Source organism: Bradyrhizobium sp. USDA 4461 (assembly GCF_054055655.1).
The window spans coordinates 3306432-3322090 of record NZ_JBSRXM010000001.1 but is presented as its reverse complement, the minus strand read 5'-3'; the positions used below and the strand labels follow the sequence as shown (position 1 = coordinate 3322090).

The window sequence follows — 15659 nt, the reverse complement described above, 5'->3', positions numbered from 1 at the left end:
AAAAGTGGAAACCGGTTTTCCCTCGCGACAGACGCCAAAGGCGTTTGCGCGGAGATCATGCTCAAAACAAAGCGATGAGATCATGATGCGATTCCGTGGAAACGCATCATGATCTAGCTAGAGCGCAAGGTTGAAGGCGAGGCTGGTCGATGTTTCAGCGGCTGATCGATGACGTCAAGGAGTCCACCGGCAGCGCGCTGCGGCTGACGTCGCTTGCCGCGGCGGCTGCGATCGCGCTGTTCATCACCCTCGCCTTCCTGTGCGCGGCCGGCTTCGTCTACGTGTTGCAGCACTACGGACCGATGGAAGCGTGCCTGTCCGGCGCAGCGCTATTCCTGGTCGTCACGTTGATCGCCGTCGCCGTGTACATGTCGCGCAAGCGCGAGATGCAGCGCCGCGCGGAGAAAGCCGCCAAGGCGACGAAATCGGCCGCGGCGACCATGTTCGCCGATCCAGCCTTGATCGCCACCGGCTTGCAGATCGCACGCGCCGTCGGCGTGAAGCGGCTGGTTCCGATCCTCGCGGTCGCCGGCCTCGCGCTCGGCCTGATGGCCAGCCGCGGCGCTGCCAGCAGCAGCGAGCCGGAGGAGGAGTAAAGCCCTCCACCGTCATTCCCGGGGCTCGCGAACCGCGAGCCCCGGAACCCACTAGGCCACACGTCTCATGGTGAAATGGATCACGGGCTCGCGCCAAGTGGCGCGCCCCGGAATGACGTCAGGAGAATGCCCTGCTCAGGTCACGCAGCGGCCGGGCTGCAGCAGCTTGGCCACTTCGGTCAGGACGCTGACCACGGGCTCACAGGCCACCTTGCGAGTATCGCCGGGTCGAGCCCGGGCGGGCGCTGCGGGATGATTGCGGGCCTCTTCCCGCGCCACGGGGACGCGGACTAGGACCGACGTGTCGGGCAGCCGATCGAGTTTCAGAGCGACGGTCCGGCTCGGCAAGGCGACCGCCGGAACCACGGCACGATCGGCCTTGGCGGCACGGTTGACGGCAAGCTCGGGCGCCAATGCGGTCGTAACCTGCTGGCCGCCAATGAGATCGTGGCCGGATGCCAGCTGGACCGCGCCAAGCGTCAAGCCAACCGCCAACGCAGCGAAAATTCCCTTTTGCTTCTTTGACATGGTGGTGTCCCTCGCCCCATGGAAATTCCCGTTGGCGATCCTGGACACAACGCGAACGAAACCTGTGGGGTTCTCGCGTGCGGCCATCACTTAACCGTGTACGAAATATTTTTACCGGCACGGAACGAGTCCGGGGGCCTGCGAGTCATTGCAACAGCCGGTTATTCCCCCTGCCCCATTGACCGGCGACGTAGGGCGCGACCGTGGTGATGCCGGTCGCGCCCTGCTCTTTTTCAGCAGTGCTTTGCGCGGGCTGCCGCGGGCGATGCGTCAGCCGGGCTGTCGCGTAGCTGGCGCACGGGAAATCACGCGAAGCAGCAGCCCGCTCGAGAGGAGCGCCTGCGTCAGGCATCGTCGCTTGTCGGGGCGTCCTGGGATCGCACAACTGTCACCTCGCGACATGACGGACAGCGACCGACGTGAAACTTGATTCCGGTCGTCTGGTCGTCAACGAGCATCAGTTCGCTCAAGGGCTCGCCGCATTTGCAAGTGACGGTTTTCTTATCGGCAAAATACATCAGACGTCCTCCATAAGCCTGGAGATCTCATCTCGTCATCGGGGTGAGCCTGCCCGCCGTGCTCGCCCGCTCGCATCCGCTCCTTCTCGGTTTGTCAGGTCCAGGCAATCCGGACGATGGCCATGGCTCCCGGCGCTTATTTCGCGGCGGGCTTGCGGGACTCGGCTGCTTCGCGCGCCTGCCGCTCGGCCTTGAGGCGTTGGAAATTGTCGTAGAACGCCTTCTCGTTGGCGCGATGCTCCTTCATCGCCTGCGACGCGTCTTGCTGACGCTGCGCATCACGGTCCTTGCGCTGCTGGGGAGTCAAATTCATACGACACTCCGATAAAGTATTGAATCGCCGATGAATTCAACGCACGAGCTGACAAGAGGTTGCATCGGGAGCGAGGCTTCCGGCAGCGGGCAAGCTTGCCCGGCCTATTTGCGCAGGCTGGCCCAGACGCCGCCGAGGATCAAAAGACCGCCGATCAGATGGATCAGCTTCGGCGGCTCGCCGAGGATCAGCCAGGACAGCAAGGCGCTCGCGATCGGCGCGACATAGAGCACCAGCGACGTCCGCACCGAACCGAACCGTGCCCCGAGCCAGGCGAAGCCGGCATAGGCGGCGAGACCCGGCACCAGGCCGGCGAAGACATAGGCCTCGAATGCCCGGGCGTTGAACACCGCCGCCGGTGTCGCCCACATCTCCTGCAGCGCCGGCGGCAGCGAGCACAGCGCGCCGGCCGCCGAGAACAGGCTGACCCGCGCCAGCAGCGAGGCGCGCGGCGCGACGCGCGATTGCACCAGCGTGTAGCCGGACCAGCCGAGCATCGCGCCCACCACCAGGAGATCGCCCCAGGCCGCGCTCGACTGCGTCAGCGTTTCCAGATGGCCGCCGGAGACGATCAGCAGCGCGCCGGCGAGCGCCAGCGCCGTGCCGAGCCATTGCAGCGGACCGATATGCTCGATGCCGAGCGCCGCCGAGATCAGCAGCACCATGATCGGCGACAGCGCGAAGATCAGCGCGATGTGGATCGCAGTCGTCGTGATGCCGGCGATGTAGACCGGGCCGCCGCACAGGAACATGCCGAGGAAGCCGGCGGCGAGGATCGGCCAGAAATTCGGCGCCAGCGGGATCTTGCCGTCGCGGATCGCCGCGATCGCAAACGGCGCCAGGCCGATGGCGATGATGCTCCAGCGGAAGAAGGCCAGCGAGAACGGCGGCACCGAGCCGGCAAGGCCGCGCGCCAGCACTTGGTTCGACGCCTGGCCGACGGCGACCAGGATGAAGCCGGTCAGCGCGACCGTGTCCTCCCAGCCCGTCGCCGGGCGGCTGACCTGCGCCTTCGGCCGCTCCGCATCCATGACACCGCCCCCTCAAGCCGGTGCGCCGCGGCGTGCGCTACTGCTCCGCCGCTTCCCGCTCCATGTCGCGGCCGGCCATGTCCTCGCCCTGCATGTTGGCATATTCGCGCGCCATCTCGCGCATCAGGAATTTGGCGGGGACGTCGTGATAGGTGCCGTGGTCGTTGACATACTGCATGTAGGCGCGGCCTTCGCCGTCGAAGGGATGCAGCAGCGCATCCGCATGGCCGTCGAAATCGAGCGGCGCAACACCGAGCTTGGCACACAGCGTGTCGTTGAAGGTCGGGGTCGCCTTGCGCCAGGCGCCGTCGACGAACACTTCGGTGAAGCCGTGCCAGGTGAACAGGTCCGAGCCCATGCTCTGGCGCAGCTTCTCGGTGGTGAGGTGATTGCGGACGTCGGCGAAGCCGACCCGGGCCGGGATGCCGTGCACGCGGCAGGCCGCCGCATAGAGCGCCGCCTTGCCGACGCAATAGCCGTTGCCGGCGGCGAGCACGCTGGAGGCGCGATAACTCTCCGGCGAGCGCATGCTGACATAGGGGTTATAGCGGATGCCGTCGCGGACCGCGGTGTAGAGCCGGCTCGCAATCTCGCGCGCGCTGGCGCCGGGTGGAACGGCGGCGCGGGCGAACGCCTCGACGGCGGGATGGTCGCTGTCGATATACTCGCCGGGGTCGGTGTAGAGGCGGCTGATCGTGTCAGGGAGATGCTCGGTCATGCCGCAAGCTTAGCAAGCAACGGGACCAGATCAATGCAGCTCGTACAACCCTTGTCGCAGCCCTGCCCCGCCGGCTTGAGGTTTACGCGTTTTCTTGACGCGAACCGGTGCCACTTCGCGTGAAAGCGCGTCTAGTTCTTGAAGCGTTCGTCCAACTGCGGCGGCCGGTAGCTGCGCCGCTTCGCCTTGAAATATTCGCGTGCGAAATGGATGCCGATCCCGATCAGGAACGGCGGGGCAAGCGCGGCAGCGATCATCAGCGCGGTGATCGACTTCGGCGTCAGGATGTCCAGCACCATCGACGCCAGCAGCCACAGCGTGGCAGCAATCACTGCGACGTCGACATGCTTCATTCCCCGGTCTTTCCCTGGTCTCTAGCCACCATCCGGGTTCCATCCTACCGACTGGTCCCGCGCGCGCCAAGGATTCCGGCGGCAAACGATACCTGTGGCCCTTCACTTTTTGGAACGGCGCTCGCGCAGCCCACGTTGATCCGCAGCAACCAGATGCGGAGACTACGATGGGGAACTCCAGTGACATCCACAGCGGCGTCGACCATCCCGCCAGTCGGAACGGCGTCAACGACCCGGTCGGCGGGGTGGACGTGAAGCGGACATTCGATGACAACCAGACGCCGCACGAACGCGCGCAATGGGCCGCCGATGTGCGTGCCGACGCCTCGCCCCGGAGCGAGGAAGCATTCCTTCCCGAAGCGCTGCGGCGGCCGCCGACCGCACCGCTCAACCCGCGCACCGGCCGCCGCCCCACAGACTAGAGCCTTTCCCGCTCCGATGGAATAGGAGCGGGCTCCGTGACCCGTTTGCTTCACGCGAACCGGTATCGGCTTCGCTCGAAATGCTCCAGCCGGAGCGTCGCAGGGGGCGAATCCAAAATACCGCAAAACAACCCCATGCAAAGGAGCCGGCGGCGGCAAGGGTTGACGGCCAGCGGCCGGCCGTGGGTCCTTTGAGACGCGGCCAAAAGGCCGCTCCTGAGGACGACGGTTGAACATTAGGTCGCGAACGCCGGGCCAGCCGCAGGCCGCCGAACAGCGCGAGGATCGAGAGCGTGACGAAGGCGCGATGTAGGCGCCGGCCGGCCATAGCTCACCCCGCTGCATCAGCACGACCGCAGTCGGGCGAGAAGGTGGAGAAGGCGCGTCAGGGCGACGGAAGGTGGGCGGAGCGGCGGGAGCAAGGTGGCGCGCCACCGCTCCGGTGTTGGCTCATGCGGTCGTCGACAGCATCGCGTTGAGCTCGACCGCTGTCTTCAGCTGTTCGATGCGTGCCATGATCTGCTCGCGCTCGACGCCACGCGGCAGCTGCGCGAGTTGGGTCTCAAGCCGCACCCGATGCTCCTCAAGCCGCTGCTCGAAGGTGTGGGGCTCAGACCGTTTCCGCCTTCGAATCGTTCTCTCCATCGTCCACCTCAGGTGGTTGCAGACCGGGACTATTGGCCCAGCGGTCCAGTTCATCGATGACGCGCGCGTGGCTCGGGCGCCGCGGTTCCGGAGCGCTCGGCTCCTCGGATAGCTTGCGGGGCAGCTTGACGTGGTTAGTCATGGCATCTCTCCCGCGATGTAACGAAAGAGGTGGCCTGACGTTCCTTTATTTTTTGATAACTAATTGATTTTGCTTTATTATTTTACTCATTCGGCGTTTTTGTCTCAAGTATTGGAACTCGCGGAGAGTTTGCTGGTTTAGCGAGTTACTCAACTCGCTAAGTCTGGGTAATTAACGATGAACGAACTGCGGGCCGAGCGATTGCAAGTCATGCTATCGCCAGAGGAACTGGCTGCCCTCGACGATTTCCGATTCAAGCACCGCATGCCGACGCGGGCCGCGGCGGTTCGCGAGCTGCTGAAGCTCGGCATGGCTGGCGGCGGGACCGATGGGGCCGCTGGAGTAAAATCCAGCGAATACGGGGTGTTCGATCGGGGGCCCGACGGGCACACCCCAGTCGACGCGCAAGGCACGACGCCGCAACAAGACGCTGCGCCGCAAGAGGATTGATGGCGCATTGACCTGGCAAGCCTATTCAGCCGGAGACAAAGAGGTCCACGACGGCCTTCAGGAGACAGACCACGAGCGCCGACGTGAACATCGCTGTGCCAAGATCCGCGAGATAGAGCAGCTGCGCCTTCTGCTCCGCATCGAGCCGCGCGATCGCTTTGCGCATGGCCAAGCTCCCTTTTCGGGAGAACGCGTCTCGCGAACCTCCGTTCCTGCGGCCATCGCACAGGCGCCGCACCGCCAGGGCCATGCCGCCGAGCTTCAGCGCCATCGCGCCGATCTCAGAGCTTGTCGGCGGCATCCGCCGGGTGAAGCAAATCGAGATTGCAGGCTGCACGGCCGCGAAAGCTCGAGGCCGAGCGCGATGCCGGTCCGCGCGACAAGGACGTAGATTCGAGCGAGCACCGGATCACCCGCTAGAATCCGTCCAAGACCTCGCGGACCTTGGTCGCCAATTCGTCGATCGAAAACGGCTTCGGCAGCAGATTGGTGCCGGGATCGAGGATGCCATTGTGAACGATGGCGTTGCGGGTGTAGCCGGTGGTGTAGAGTACCCTGAGGCCCGGAATGCGCTCGCGCGCTCGTACGGCAAGATCGTGGCCCGACATGCTGGGCATGACCACATCCGTGAACAGCAACGCCACCGATAGGCCGCCATCGAGGAGTTGCAGGGCGTCGTGGGGATTGGCAGCACTGACCACGGTGTAGCCGAGCTCCCGGAGCGCCTCGACCGAAACGCCACGCACGCGATCCTCATCCTCGACCACCAGGATGACCTCGCTCGTCTGCCCGCGGTATGAGGCGATCGCCGCACGCCTGATAGGGTCCGGATCTGCTTCGCCACGGTACCGCGGCAGATAGATCTTGACGGTCGTACCGACCCCAATCTCCGAATAGATCTTCACATGGCCGCCGGACTGGCGCACGAAGCCATAGACTTGGCTGAGGCCGAGGCCAGTACCTTTGCCGACCCCTTTGGTGGTGAAGAAGGGATCGAACGCCTTGGCAATGACCCCTTCGGCCATGCCGCTGCCGTTGTCCGCCACAGCGATCATGACGTATTGACCGGATGGAATCGAATATGCCCTCGCCGCGACCTCGTCGACATAGCAGTTGGCGGTTTCGAGCGTGAGCTTGCCGCCACCCGGCATAGCATCGCGGGCGTTGACGCATAGGTTGAGGACGGCGTTTTCGAGCTGGCCGGAATCGGCGCGCACGCGCCACAGGCCCGCGGCCAGCACGGTTTCAAGCCCGATGGTCTCGCCAAGCGTCCGCGCCAGCAACTCGGCCATGCCCGATATCATCTTGTTGACGTCAAGCGTAACCGGCGCAAGCGGTTGCTGACGCGAGAAGGCAAGCAGGCGTTGGGTGAGGCCCGCGGCGCGCTGTGCGCCATCAACGGCGGCCGCGACGAAACGCTCGACGTCGTTTTCGCCCTTCGCAAGCTTGCGCTGGATCAGATTGAGGCCGGCGATGATCACCGCCAGCATGTTATTGAAGTCGTGAGCGATGCCGCCCGTCAACTGGCCGACGGCCTCCATCTTCTGGATCTGTCGCAGCTGCTCCTCGGCCTTGATCCGTTCCTGGACTTCCTCCACAACCCTTTGCTCCAGAGTCATGTTGAGGGCCTGCAACGCGGCCTCGGCGCGGCGCCGCTCGGCGACCTCACGCTCGGCGGCTTGAAACAGCCGCGCGGTGTCGATCGCGGTCGCCGCCTGCGCGGCGATACCGGCGATCAGTCGCTCTGCTCGCTCGCCGAAGACGCCCGGCTCGGGGTGGCCGAAGAACAGGCCACCCAGCACCTGGCCGGAGCGCGACACAACCGGTGCCGCCAGATAGCTGCGCACCGGCAGATGCCCTTTCGGCATCCCGTAGTGCGGATCGTTCTTGCCGTAGCGGGGATCTTTCAGGATGTCGTCAGACCGCACGATCGCATCGCCATTGAAGGTCGGTGCGAACACCGCGGTGTTGCGCGGCATCGGGAATCGCGAGAACGCCTCGCGCGGCGCGCCCGATAGGGTGTAGAGCATGTAGCTCTCGCCCTTGTCGTTGATTACGTTGTAGAAGAACGAACCGAAGGATGCGCCGGTCAACTCGGTCGCCGCATCGGTGACGATCTGGACAGCGCGATCGAGATTGAGTTCGCCTGCAACCGCACTGCCGACCTTGTTCAAGAGCTCGAGGACATGCGCCTCCTCTTCAAGCCGTGTCGCACGCTCCGACCGCGAGGCAGATAGTTCGAGATTCGCGGCGACGCGCGCAAGCAGCTCCCTCGCGCTAAACGGCTTGACGAGATAATCGTCGGCGCCGATCTGCAGGCCCTCGACCTTCGCCTCCTCACCGGCGCGTGCCGAAAGGAAGATGACCGGCAGGCCTTTCAGGTCCCGATCGGAGCGCAGCGCGTTAAGGAGGCTGATGCCATCCAGGCGCGGCATCATAATGTCGCTCAGGACGAGATCGGGCCGCTGCCGCCAAGCCGCCTCCAGCGCAGCCTGCCCATCTTCGACCGCCTCGACGTCGTAGAGCGGAGCGAGCAGGCGGCGCACGTATTCGCGCATGTCCGAATTGTCGTCAGCGAGCAGGATGCGTTGCCGCCGTCCGGCAATCGCTGACGCTGCAAAACCGAGATCCTCCGATGACGAGGGATCGGGTCGATCGTCGGGATCACCGCCGTCCAGCCATCCCATTGCCTCATCGAGATAGGCCTGTGCACGAACACTGCTCGAAGCGACCGCGTTGCCCGCACTGATCTGCTCGGCCGGAAGATGTCCGCTTCCGAACGGAAGCGCGATGGTGAAGGTGGTCCCGCGATCGATCTCGCTGTCGACGCGGATCTGCCCACCATGCTGCTTCACCAGTTCGCGTACCAGCGCAAGGCCGATACCGCTTCCTTCGAAGGAGCGGCCGCGCGCCCCCTCGACGCGCTGAAACCGATCGAATATGTGCGGCAGCGCCGACGCAGGAATGCCGGTCCCCGTGTCACCCACGACGATCTCGGCCGCAGTACCGTCGGGCGAGGCCTTGATGGAGACCGCGATCTCTCCATCGAATGTGAACTTGAATGCGTTCGAGAGCAGGTTGAGGACGATCTTTTCCCACATGTCGCGGTCGACATAGACGGGCTCAGGCAGCGGCTCGGTCTCGATCACGAGACCCAAACCGGCCTTCTCGGCAGTCGAACGAAAACTCGAGGCGAGGTCGGACGTCAGCGCAACAAGGTCGACCGGCTCGTATGTGGCGGTAATCCGGCCCGCCTCGATACGCGCGAAATCCAGCAGCGTGTTGACCAGCTTCAGCAGGCGCTGACCGTTGCGGTGTGCGATGTCAAGCAGCGAACGCTGCTCTTGCGGTAGATGCTTGTCCGCCTTGCTCATCAGTTCTTCGAGCGGACTCAGCATCAAGGTCAGCGGCGTGCGGAATTCGTGGCTGACATTGGAGAAGAAGGTCGTCTTGGCGCGATCGATCTCGGCCAGTGCCTCGGCGCGGCGGCGTTCCTCCTCGTAGGCCTGGGCATTGTTGATTGCGGCGGCGATCTGCGCCGATACCAGCCCGAGGAAGCTCGTGTAGCGTTCGTCATAGAGGCGGAATGGATTGAGGCCGGCAATCAGGAGGCCGGCGACCGCATCACCGGCGGCAAGCACCGGCAGGACGACAGCCTGCTCCGGCGCCTGCCGCCAGCCGCCGGATGGAAAATCGAGACCGAACAGACCTTTCAGGTTCCGCACCAGCACGCCGTCACGGCCCGTCTGCGCCTCGGCGACCGGCCACGGCTCGCTGCCGTCAAGCGAGAGCTGCGGCTTCACCCCGCTATGATGCCGATCGATGCCGCTGGTCGCCGCCAGGCGCGCCACCTGCTCCTGCGGGTCGATCAAATAGATCATCGCAAAGGGCAGATCCCGGGGATCGGTCGCAAGCGCGGCGGCGCTGCGTTCGCAGGTCTCCTCGACGCTCCGCGCCTCGGCCGCGCGGCTGGCAAGCTCGCGCAGGAGCGAGAGCTGGCGCTCGCTGATGACGCGCTGCGTATCGTCGGTATTGGCGCAGAAGATTCCGGCGGGCACGCCGTCGGCATCGGGAATCGGGCTGTAGGAGAACGTGTAGTAGGTCTCTTCCGGAAACCCATTGCGCTCCATGATCAGCAGCTGGGCCTCGACATAAGTGCCTTCACTCCCTCCCATGGGCTTGTTTAGAAGCGGAGCAATGTCATCCCAGATCTCGCGCCAGACCACGCGCGTCGGCTGTCCCAGTGCCCAGGGATGCTTACCGCCGATGATCGACTTGTAGGGATCGTTGTAGAGGAACGTCAGATCGTCACCCCACCCGATCCAGATCGGCTGCTGCGAGGTGAGCATGATGCGCACGGCAGTCTTCAGGCTCTCCGGCCAGCTCTCGGGCGGACCTAACGAAGTACTCGCCCAATCCAAATTCTTGATGAGTGCCGCAAGCTCGCTGCGGCCGATGAAGAGACGCTCGGTGAGTTCATCACCAGCAGCTATCGGGGTTTGCAATATCGACACAATCAGCCCGCCAGGCCCAAACAATAAGGAGCAAACTCGTGTCGATGATCTCTGTTCCGCAACAGGTAGACGCACCCGTCGGGTTGAACGACCCAAACAAAAAACCGGCGTACCTTTCGGTACGCCGGTCGCATTTGCCCTCTTGCGTAAACTCAGTTCATGCCGACGCCGCGCGCGGCGTGCGGTTGCGCGAGTTGCGCTGGAAGAACAGCGCCTGGCTCGCCACCGCCGACACCATCGCCGGCTGGAACGGCTTCGAGATCAGGAACGCCGGCTCCGGCCGCTCGCCGGTCAGGAAGCGCTCCGGATAGGCGGTGATGAACACCACCGGCACCTCGAAGGTCCGCAGCAGCTCGTTCACGGCATCGAGGCCCGACGAGCCGTCGGCGAGCTGGATGTCGGCGAGGATCAGGCCGGGCTTCTTGTTCTTGGCGAGCGCCACCGCATCGGAATGCGTGCGCGCGACGCCGATCACGTTGTGGCCGAGATTCTTCACCAGGCTCTCGAGGTCCATGGCGATGAAGGTCTCGTCCTCGATGATCAGGACGTCGGTGGCGATCTCGGCGGCCATCTCACGGCCGGCGGCATCGGTCAGCTTGCGCGTCTCGGCGATATCGGTGCCGAGGATGTAGCCGACCTCCTCCTCCGAAAAGCCTTCCAGCGACAGCAGCAGGAAGGCCTGCCGCGGCAGCGGCGTGATGTTGGAGAGCCGGCGCTCGGGCGGCAGCGACAGCGTCGCCACGTCTTCGTTGTCGTTGTTGTTCACCGACACCGAATTCCAGATCTGGGTGAACAGCCGAAACAGGCCGGCGCGGGGGCCATGCGTCTGGTCCAGCAATGAGCCATCCTGCAACAAGGCCTCGAGCATGGCCCCGACATAGGCGTCCCCCGACGCCTGGTTTCCGGTCAGCGCGCGAGCGTAACGGCGCAACAACGGAAGGTGCTCGGCAACGATCTGCGATCGGGACATTCCCACTCCATCCTTGTTCGTGAGGCCTACCGGCCTGAAACCCGTTGTCTGGGGACGACAGTATCCAGTTTTACAGAATCCAGCTCCGGGGGACCCCGTCTCCCCTGCCTGGCCGATTACGCGCGAAAGCCGGAAAAGTTCCACGAAATAGTTCCAGCCTTCCGGAACTTTATGCGCAACTTCGCATTAGCTCCTGACCGACGAGGTAACGCGGCCAGCCTCTTTTTTCGAGGAAACGACTTGAAAATCAGAGACTTAACTCCCGGGGAAGCGTGGATCAGATCATGAAGGAAGTAAAGAAGCAGGGCGGTCTCAACGCCGAGATTCAATCGAGAATCGGCCACCAGCTTCGCGCCATGTACGACGACGTGGTGCGGCAAGGGGTGCCCGACCGCTTTGCGGATCTGATCCGCAAACTCGACGGACCCGAGGCCGCCGCGGCGGCCGTGGCCGGGGGCGATACCGACAAGAACAATGGAGGGGACTAATGCCTCTCACAAATGAACTCCGCGACGACATCCTAGCGTCGGTGCCGAGCTTGCGCGCCTTCGCGATCTCGCTGTCCGGCAATGGCGACCGCGCCGACGATCTCGTACAGGAGACCCTGCTGCGTGCGATCGCCAATATCGACTCGTTCCAGCCTGGCTCGAACCTGCCCGCGTGGCTGTTCACTATCCTGCGCAACCTGTTTCGCTCCGATTACCGGAAGCGGCGGCGCGAGGTGGAGGACGCCGAGGGTAACTATGCCAAGACGCTGAAGAGCCAGCCGTCGCAGGCCGCGCATCTGGAGTTCGAGGAATTCCGGGCGGCGCTCGAAAAGCTGCCGCAGGACCAGCGCGAAGCGTTGATCCTGGTCGGCGCTTCCGGCTTCTCCTACGAGGATGCCGCGGCGATCTGCGGTTGCGCGGTCGGCACCATCAAGAGCCGCGTCAACCGTGCGCGATCGAAGCTCTCCGCGCTGCTCTATGTCGACAGTGCCGAGGATTTCGGCCCCGACAACACCGTGCGCGCCGTGATCGGCGGCAATGGCGGCTAAGCGAGACGCGCGATCAGTCAACGAAAAGGCGGCCCCGATCGGGCCGCCTTTTTGATTGAGAGCAGATCACGTCGACGCGATCGCCGGGCGCGCCGTCTTCGCGCAGTTAGTCTGTGCGTCACAGACGCTTTTTCCGCGGATCTGTGACGACTACAGCCGTCATTGCGAGCGAAGCGAAGCAATCCATCTACCCGCAAATGCGGCTGGATGGATTTCTTGGTCGCGATCGTCCCTCGCAATGACGACGGGGAGAACCGTGACGCAGTCAGATTAGAGCATGACGAGAGATTGATCTGCAGCGGCGTCGAAACTTCACCTCCCCTCGGGAGAGGTGAACCGACAGCGCGCCAAGCCGGGTCAACCCAATCTCGTCGCGCTTCAGCTCGCCATCGCCTTCTCGACCGCAGCCGGCTTGAAGCCGTTTCTCAATTCGAGGATCTTGGCCGCGATTTCGGTCACCGGGACCGGATGACTGAACAGGAAGCCCTGCGCCTCGTTGCAGCCCTCGGCCCGCATGTGATCGAGCTGCTCGACGGTCTCGATGCCCTCGGCGATCGTGGTCATGCCAAGGCTTCTGCCGAGGCTGATGACGGCGCGGACGATCGATTTCGATCCATGTGTCGCGGTCGCGTCGCGCACGAACGACTTGTCGATCTTGAGCTTGTCGAACGGGAAACTTCGCAGATAGCTCAGCGAGGAATAGCCGGTACCGAAGTCGTCGAGCGCGATGCGCAGCCCCTGCGCCTTCAGCTTGTGCAGCGTCGCCAGCGTCTCGTTGCTGTTCGCGAGGAAGACGGATTCGGTGATTTCGAGCTCCAGCCGGCGCGCCGACAGTTTCGACGCCGCGAGCGCGTTGACGACGACGTCGATGAAGTCGGGATCGCGGAACTGGACCGCGGAGACATTGACCGCGAGCTTCATCTCGCCGGGCCAGGTGACGGCCTGCTCGCAGGCCCGGTTGAGCACCCATTCGCCCAGCGGGCCGATCAGGCCGATCTCTTCCGCAATCGGGATGAACTGGTCCGGCGGCACCAGCCCGCGCTTGGGATGATGCCAGCGCAGCAGCGCCTCGAAGCCGCAGATGCGGTCGAGATGGAGATCGTACAGCGGCTGGTAGAACAACGAGAACTCGTCCTTGGACATCGCCTCGCGAAGGTCGAGCTCGATCGCCCGGCGCCGTTGCAGGCTGGCGTCCATCGCAGGCTCGAAGAAACGCCAGGTGCCCCGCCCTTCCATCTTGGCGCGGTACAGAGCGACGTCGGCGTTCTTCAACAGCTTCTCGCCGGTAGCGCCGTCGCCCGGCGACATCGAGATGCCGACGCTACATCCGACCACGACGCGATGCCCGTTCAGCTCGTACGGCGCGCCGACGCATTCCACGACGCGGCGGGCGAGGCGTTCGGCCTCGTCTCCGCTCTGGACGCCGCACTGGATCACCGCGAACTCGTCGCCGCCCAGACGTGCGACGGTGTCGACCTCACGGACGCAGGCATTGAGCCGATCCGCGACCGCGCACAGCAATTCGTCGCCGACCGGATGCCCGAGCGTATCGTTGACCTGCTTGAAATTGTCGAGGTCGAGGCAGAACACCGCAAAACCAAGTCCGCGGCCGACCTGGGCGACCGCGAGCTCGATCCGTTCGGCCAGCAGGGTCCGGTTCGGCAGCTTGGTCAAGGCATCGTGCCGGGCCATGAACGCGATCTGCGACTCGGCGCGCTGCTGCTCGGTGACGTCCTCGCAGGTGACGAGCCAGCCGCCATCGGTTGTCGGCCGTTGCGCGATGGCAATGATCCGCCCGTCGCTGAGATGCTGCAGATAGTTGCCGTCGTGCTGGGCCATCGACCGCTCGCGCTCGGCGAGCAGGTCGGCGACGGTCCGGTCGCCATGATTGCCGGCGGCGATGCTCAGCTCGAGCACGTCATCCATGGTCATTCCGGGAACGACGAGCTCCGGCGAAATATCGAAGATTTCGCAGAACCGGCGGTTGGCGACCTGCAGCCGCGCCTCGCTGTTGTAGAGGCACAGGCCCTGCGACATGTGGGTGAGCGCCGCATCGAGCCGCAGATTGGTCTCATGCAGCTCCGCCTTCTGCTGCTTCAGCGCGGAGATGTCGCTGTAGACCAGGACGACGCCGCCCTCCTGGGTCTCGCTGCGGCTGACGCGCAGCCAGCGTCCGTCCGACAGCCGGGCTTCGCTGGCAAAGCCGTCGACATCGCCATCGGCCGGCGCCAGCCGTGGCGCTTCGACCGACTGCAAGAGCTGCGGCGAGAGGCGGATGAACTCGCTGGCGCGCGAATTGGCCAGCGCAATCTGGCCGTCGGCATCGAGCAGCACGACGCCTTCGCGCGACGTCTCGAGCGCATCCGACAACCGCGCCTGCGCCGAGCGGCGTTGCGAGACTTCCTGATCGACCATCCGGCGGATGTTGTCGCGCATCGTTTCCATGGCGGTCAGCAGCGTGCCCAATTCGTCGGTGCCGCCCTTGGGGACGGTCGCATCGAGGTCGCCGGCGGCGATGCTGCGCGCGGCCCGGGAGGCGATGGCGACGGGGCCGATGATCCGGCGCGCCAGCAGCCATGAGAACAGCGCCGACAGGAACAGCGCGACGGTCAGCCCGGCGACATTGAGCTGCAGGTCGCGCTTGATCGTCGAGAGCGCCTTTTGCCGGAAGAGAAAGCCGTCGCCGGCGGTATAATTGACCAAGAGCTCGACCTGCTGGCTGACGATCTTGGAGTAGCGATCGAGGTCGCCGACCGTGGTACCCGGTCCATGCGGATCGGCCGCCGGCTGTCCGTCGGCCGACGACCCGACTGCCCGGCGATGCAGCGCCATCCAGGCGTCGGCGGCCTCCTGGACCTTGGCGGCGGCTTGCGCGGCCCGCGCGGACTGCGAGCGATCGGCTGCGATCGTCAAATCCTCCGAGAGGGTCTTGGCGAGCGTTTCAATCTGGCCGTCCAGGCTGGCGCGGACCTCCGGATCCGTGGTCAGCAGGCGCTGCGACGAGGCGACCCGCATCGAGGCGAAGTCTGCACCGGCGGCGCGGGCGTAATTGATCGACATCAGGGATTCGTCGAACGTCTTCGCCACCAGATCGCCGGCGTGACGGATGCCGAGGATGGAGTATCCGCCGAGCGCGACCGCAACCGCACTCATCGCAAGGCAAAAAATCAGGATCTGGGTCCGGATCGAACCCTTGGTCAGGGCAAGACGCGAGAGCCGCCCGGTTGCGAACCGGAAGGCCGCAGCGCTCTTCACTTTGAGATTGCCCAATAGGCTATCCATGCCCGCGTTTCGCCGTGTGCTCGATACTCAAGCTACGCAGAAACGCGCAGCGCTGCGGAAAAATGACTGTCTGCTCAAAATTGCTTTAGTAGTGACTGCAACTCATGCTGAAATCGTTAAGATCGGCTGGCGATAATCGGC

General features: G+C 64.4%; 16 protein-coding genes. 5 read left to right on the top strand and 11 right to left on the bottom strand.

Annotation, left to right across the window (positions count from 1 at the left end):
• Nucleotides 1-149: 149 nt before the first annotated feature.
• Nucleotides 150-596 (top strand): hypothetical protein, encoded by a 447-nt coding sequence (locus ACVINW_RS15480; RefSeq protein WP_456752096.1) that lies wholly within the window; start codon nucleotides 150-152, stop codon nucleotides 594-596.
• Between the two features lie 135 nt (nucleotides 597-731).
• Here ACVINW_RS15480 and ACVINW_RS15475 read toward each other — a convergent pair whose 3' ends face one another.
• The 5 genes from ACVINW_RS15475 to ACVINW_RS15455 all read right to left on the bottom strand — a co-directional run bounded on the left by ACVINW_RS15475 (nucleotide 732) and on the right by ACVINW_RS15455 (nucleotide 4057).
• Nucleotides 732-1124, bottom strand: coding sequence for a hypothetical protein (locus tag ACVINW_RS15475; protein ID WP_456752095.1), 393 nt, complete (start codon nucleotides 1122-1124; stop codon nucleotides 732-734).
• A 654-nt stretch (nucleotides 1125-1778) separates the two neighbouring features.
• Nucleotides 1779-1955, bottom strand: a complete 177-nt coding sequence (locus ACVINW_RS15470; protein WP_456752094.1) for a hypothetical protein — start codon at nucleotides 1953-1955, stop codon at nucleotides 1779-1781.
• A 104-nt stretch (nucleotides 1956-2059) separates the two neighbouring features.
• Nucleotides 2060-2986: a DMT family transporter gene (locus tag ACVINW_RS15465; protein WP_456752093.1), complete on the bottom strand. Its 927-nt coding sequence runs from the start codon at nucleotides 2984-2986 to the stop codon at nucleotides 2060-2062.
• A 37-nt stretch (nucleotides 2987-3023) separates the two neighbouring features.
• Nucleotides 3024-3704, bottom strand: coding sequence for a transglutaminase-like domain-containing protein (locus tag ACVINW_RS15460; protein ID WP_456752092.1), 681 nt, complete (start codon nucleotides 3702-3704; stop codon nucleotides 3024-3026).
• A gap of 131 nt (nucleotides 3705-3835) precedes the next feature.
• A complete protein-coding gene (locus ACVINW_RS15455; RefSeq protein WP_456752091.1) occupies nucleotides 3836-4057 on the bottom strand; it encodes a hypothetical protein in 222 nt (73 codons plus the stop codon).
• A gap of 167 nt (nucleotides 4058-4224) precedes the next feature.
• Here ACVINW_RS15455 and ACVINW_RS15450 point away from each other — a divergent pair, with 167 nt between their 5' ends.
• A complete protein-coding gene (locus ACVINW_RS15450) occupies nucleotides 4225-4479 on the top strand; it encodes a hypothetical protein (RefSeq protein ID WP_456752090.1) in 255 nt (84 codons plus the stop codon).
• 450 nt (nucleotides 4480-4929) lie between these two features.
• On the opposite strand, the gene ACVINW_RS15445 is transcribed toward ACVINW_RS15450, so the two are convergent.
• Nucleotides 4930-5052 carry a hypothetical protein gene (locus ACVINW_RS15445; protein ID WP_456752089.1) on the bottom strand — a complete coding sequence of 41 codons (123 nt, stop codon included), beginning with the start codon at nucleotides 5050-5052 and terminating at the stop codon, nucleotides 4930-4932.
• 37 nt (nucleotides 5053-5089) lie between these two features.
• A complete protein-coding gene (locus tag ACVINW_RS15440; protein WP_456752088.1) occupies nucleotides 5090-5266 on the bottom strand; it encodes a hypothetical protein in 177 nt (58 codons plus the stop codon).
• Between the two features lie 177 nt (nucleotides 5267-5443).
• On the opposite strand from ACVINW_RS15440, the gene ACVINW_RS15435 reads away from it, so the two are divergent.
• Nucleotides 5444-5716 carry a hypothetical protein gene (locus ACVINW_RS15435; protein WP_456752087.1) on the top strand — a complete coding sequence of 91 codons (273 nt, stop codon included), beginning with the start codon at nucleotides 5444-5446 and terminating at the stop codon, nucleotides 5714-5716.
• A gap of 25 nt (nucleotides 5717-5741) precedes the next feature.
• On the opposite strand, the gene ACVINW_RS15430 is transcribed toward ACVINW_RS15435, so the two are convergent.
• The 3 genes from ACVINW_RS15430 to ACVINW_RS15420 form a co-directional block, all read right to left on the bottom strand.
• Nucleotides 5742-5987 carry a hypothetical protein gene (locus ACVINW_RS15430; protein WP_456752086.1) on the bottom strand — a complete coding sequence of 82 codons (246 nt, stop codon included), beginning with the start codon at nucleotides 5985-5987 and terminating at the stop codon, nucleotides 5742-5744.
• A gap of 145 nt (nucleotides 5988-6132) precedes the next feature.
• Nucleotides 6133-10236, bottom strand: a complete 4104-nt coding sequence (locus tag ACVINW_RS15425) for an ATP-binding protein (RefSeq protein WP_456756403.1) — start codon at nucleotides 10234-10236, stop codon at nucleotides 6133-6135.
• Nucleotides 10237-10387: 151 nt separating this feature from the next.
• Nucleotides 10388-11200, bottom strand: coding sequence for a response regulator (locus tag ACVINW_RS15420; protein ID WP_212012335.1), 813 nt, complete (start codon nucleotides 11198-11200; stop codon nucleotides 10388-10390).
• Nucleotides 11201-11484: 284 nt separating this feature from the next.
• Between ACVINW_RS15420 and ACVINW_RS15415 the strand changes: the two genes are divergently transcribed.
• On the top strand, nucleotides 11485-11688 hold the full coding sequence (locus tag ACVINW_RS15415) for a NepR family anti-sigma factor (RefSeq protein ID WP_456752085.1): 204 nt from the start codon (nucleotides 11485-11487) through the stop codon (nucleotides 11686-11688).
• Nucleotides 11688-12236 carry a sigma-70 family RNA polymerase sigma factor gene (locus ACVINW_RS15410; RefSeq protein ID WP_016847265.1) on the top strand — a complete coding sequence of 183 codons (549 nt, stop codon included), beginning with the start codon at nucleotides 11688-11690 and terminating at the stop codon, nucleotides 12234-12236. Before ACVINW_RS15415 ends, ACVINW_RS15410 begins: the two co-directional genes overlap by 1 nt.
• Nucleotides 12237-12614: 378 nt before the next feature.
• Here the strand turns inward: ACVINW_RS15410 and ACVINW_RS15405 are convergent, their stop codons facing one another.
• Nucleotides 12615-15518: an EAL domain-containing protein gene (locus tag ACVINW_RS15405; protein WP_456752084.1), complete on the bottom strand. Its 2904-nt coding sequence runs from the start codon at nucleotides 15516-15518 to the stop codon at nucleotides 12615-12617.
• Between the last annotated feature and the right edge of the window lie 141 nt (nucleotides 15519-15659).

Bases quoted from the DNA above. Each gene is read 5' to 3' on its own strand.
- ACVINW_RS15480 (WP_456752096.1), top strand. From the start codon at position 150: ATGTTTCAGCGGCTGATCGATGACGTCAAGGAGTCCACCGGCAGCGCG.
- ACVINW_RS15475 (WP_456752095.1), bottom strand. From the start codon at position 1,124: ATGTCAAAGAAGCAAAAGGGAATTTTCGCTGCGTTGGCGGTTGGCTTG.
- ACVINW_RS15470 (WP_456752094.1), bottom strand. From the start codon at position 1,955: ATGAATTTGACTCCCCAGCAGCGCAAGGACCGTGATGCGCAGCGTCAG.
- ACVINW_RS15465 (WP_456752093.1), bottom strand. From the start codon at position 2,986: ATGGATGCGGAGCGGCCGAAGGCGCAGGTCAGCCGCCCGGCGACGGGC.
- ACVINW_RS15460 (WP_456752092.1), bottom strand. From the start codon at position 3,704: ATGACCGAGCATCTCCCTGACACGATCAGCCGCCTCTACACCGACCCC.
- ACVINW_RS15455 (WP_456752091.1), bottom strand. From the start codon at position 4,057: ATGAAGCATGTCGACGTCGCAGTGATTGCTGCCACGCTGTGGCTGCTG.
- ACVINW_RS15450 (WP_456752090.1), top strand. From the start codon at position 4,225: ATGGGGAACTCCAGTGACATCCACAGCGGCGTCGACCATCCCGCCAGT.
- ACVINW_RS15440 (WP_456752088.1), bottom strand. From the start codon at position 5,266: ATGACTAACCACGTCAAGCTGCCCCGCAAGCTATCCGAGGAGCCGAGC.
- ACVINW_RS15435 (WP_456752087.1), top strand. From the start codon at position 5,444: ATGAACGAACTGCGGGCCGAGCGATTGCAAGTCATGCTATCGCCAGAG.
- ACVINW_RS15430 (WP_456752086.1), bottom strand. From the start codon at position 5,987: ATGGCGCTGAAGCTCGGCGGCATGGCCCTGGCGGTGCGGCGCCTGTGC.
- ACVINW_RS15420 (WP_212012335.1), bottom strand. From the start codon at position 11,200: ATGTCCCGATCGCAGATCGTTGCCGAGCACCTTCCGTTGTTGCGCCGT.
- ACVINW_RS15415 (WP_456752085.1), top strand. From the start codon at position 11,485: ATGAAGGAAGTAAAGAAGCAGGGCGGTCTCAACGCCGAGATTCAATCG.
- ACVINW_RS15410 (WP_016847265.1), top strand. From the start codon at position 11,688: ATGCCTCTCACAAATGAACTCCGCGACGACATCCTAGCGTCGGTGCCG.
- ACVINW_RS15405 (WP_456752084.1), bottom strand. From the start codon at position 15,518: ATGGATAGCCTATTGGGCAATCTCAAAGTGAAGAGCGCTGCGGCCTTC.